This is a genomic window from Streptomyces katrae, assembly GCF_000966975.1.
GTDB classification, from domain to species: Bacteria; Actinomycetota; Actinomycetes; order Streptomycetales; family Streptomycetaceae; genus Streptomyces; species Streptomyces katrae.
In genome coordinates this window covers 1-2560 of record NZ_JZWV01001497.1, presented here as the reverse complement: position 1 = coordinate 2560, position 2560 = coordinate 1, and the positions used below count along the sequence as shown (strand labels likewise).

2 protein-coding genes are annotated in these 2560 nt (G+C 76.3%); both read left to right on the top strand.

What is annotated here, in order from left to right; all coding sequences use genetic code 11:
* Positions 1-1570: acyltransferase domain-containing protein (locus VR44_RS41800; protein WP_157880544.1), on the top strand; the 1570-nt coding region annotated here is incomplete at its 5' end.
* Positions 1571-1575: 5 nt separating this feature from the next.
* A partial coding sequence (locus VR44_RS41795; protein ID WP_157880543.1) for a beta-ketoacyl reductase occupies positions 1576-2560 on the top strand: 985 nt, incomplete at its 3' end.

Here is a 2560-nt window from a genome sequence, read left to right as displayed (position 1 = left end):
GTTCCGGCTGGTGGAGTCCTGGGGCGTGTCCCCGGATTTCCTGGCGGGGCATTCGATCGGTGAGTTCGCGGTGGCGCACGTCGCGGGTGTGTTCTCGCTGGAGGACGCGGCGAAGCTGGTGGCCGCGCGTGGCCGGCTGATGCAGGCGCTGCCTTCGGGCGGTGTGATGGTCGCCGTGGAGGCTTCGGAGCCCGAAGTGCGTGAGCTGCTGGCCGGGTTCGAGACGGAGGCGGGCATCGCGGCGGTCAACGGAGCGTCCTCGGTGGTGCTTTCGGGTGCTGAAGGGGCCGTCTCCCAGGTGGTCGCCAAGCTGGTGGCGGAGGGCCGCAGGACCAAGGCGCTGGCGGTCTCGCACGCCTTCCACTCCCCGTTGATGGATCCGGTGCTGGCCGGGTTCCGCGAGGTGGTGGAGGAGGTGTCCTTCGGGACCCCGACGATGCCGGTGGTGTCGACCCTGACCGGTGCTTTGGTCGTGGCGGAGGAGTTCTGTTCGGTCGACTACTGGGTGAGGCATGTCCGTGAGGCGGTGCGTTTCGCGGACGCGGTCGAGGTGTTGGCGGTGGAGGGGGCCGGTGCGTTTCTGGAGGTCGGTCCTGGTGGTGTGCTGACGGCGCTGGCCGCGGCGGTTGTGGACGGCGGTCAGGCGGCTGTTCCGGTCCTGCGGGCCGGCCGGCCGGAGGAGTCGGCGGTCCTCACCGCGCTCGCGCACCTGCATGTCCAGGGCGTCCCGGTGGACTGGACGGCCGTCCTCGCCGGCCGGGGCGGCCGGCGGGTCGACCTGCCCACGTACGCCTTCCAGCGCGAACGCTACTGGCTGACGGCGCGCCCCGCACCGGCCGCCACCGCCACGGCACCGGCCGACGCGGTCGAGGCCGAGTTCTGGGACACCGTCGAGAACGGGGGACCGGAGGCCCTCGCCGCACGGCTCGGGGTGGCGGCCGGGGCACCGCTGGACTCGGTGTTCGGCGCGCTCTCGGCCTGGCGCCGCGACAGCCGCACCCGGACCACGCTCGACGGCTGGCGCTACCAGGCGGTGTGGCAGCCCCGCACCGGCCTGCCGGCCGTCGCCCCGTCGGGCACCTGGCTGGTCGTGGCCCCGGACGCGGCGACCGCCGAGCCCTACGCCCGGATGCTCCGGGACCGTTCCGCCGACCCCCTCCTCGTCACCGTCACCGACCCCGGAGCCGACCGCGGGGCACTCGCCGAGCGGCTGCGCGAGGCCGGGGCCGTGGACGGCGCACCGGTGGCCGGGGTGCTGTCCCTGCTGGCCCTGGACGAACGCCGCCACCCGCACCACCCGGCCCTGCCGGCCGGGCTCACCGGCACCGTCGCGCTCGTCCAGGCGCTCGGGGACCTGGAAGCCGAGGCACCGCTGTGGTGCCTCACCAGCGGGGCCGTGGCCGTGAACGCCTCCCGCCCGGTCACCCGGCCGCTCCAGGCCCTGGTCTGGGGCCTGGGACGCGCGGTCGCCCTGGAGGCCCCGGCCCGCTGGGGCGGCCTGATCGACCTCCCCGGCACCGGTGCCGGCTCCGGCGTCCCCGACGAGCGGACGCCCTGGTCCGCAGGCTGACCCGGATGCCCCGCACCACCACGGCCACCGGCACCGACGGCGGCTGGAAGCCCCGGGGCACCGTACTGATCACCGGCGGCACGGGCTCGCTCGGCGGGCACACCGCCCGCTGGCTGGCCGGAGCCGGTGCCGAGCACCTGGTCCTCACCAGCAGGCGCGGCGAGGCCGCCCCGGGTGCGGCCGGACTCGCCGCCGAGCTGCGGGAGTCCGGGGTGCGGGTGACGGTCGCCGCCTGCGACGTCGCCGACCGGGAAGCCCTGGCGGGCCTGCTGGACGGCCTGTCCGGGGACCCCGCCCCGCTGACCGCCGTCGTCCACGCCGCCGGGCTCCCGCAGTTCACCACCGTCGCGGAGACCACCCCCGAGGAGCTGGCCGCCGTGGTCTCGGCCAAGGTGGCCGGTGCCGTCCACCTGGACGAGCTGCTCGCCGGCCGGGACCTGGACGCGTTCGTCCTCTTCTCGTCCGTCTCCGGCGTGTGGGGCAGCGGCAGCCAGGCCGCCTACTCCGCGGGCAACGCCTTCCTCGACGCGCTCGCCCAGCACCGGCGGGCCAGGGGTCTGGCGGCGACGGCCGTCGCCTGGGGCCCCTGGGCGGAGGGCGGAATGGCCGCCGACGGCGGGGCGGAGGAGTACCTCAGGCGCAGCGGACTGCCCTCGCTCTCCCCGGAACTGGCCGTCTCCGCCCTGCGGCTGGCCATGGACCGGGACGAGACCGCCGTGGTCGTGGCGGACGTGGACTGGCCGCGGTTCGCGCCCGCCTTCACCATCGGCCGGCCCAGCGCCCTCCTCGCCGACCTGCCCGAGGCGCGGGCCGCGCTGGCCGCCGTCGCCGACGAGGACACCCCCGCCACCGCCCCCGTGGCGGCGGACCTCGTACGGGAGCTGACCGGCCTGGATCCGGCCGACCGGCACGACCGGCTGCTGGACCTGGTGCGCGAGGAGGCCGCGGCGGTCCTCGGCTACCCGGCCACGGATGCCATCGAGCCCGACC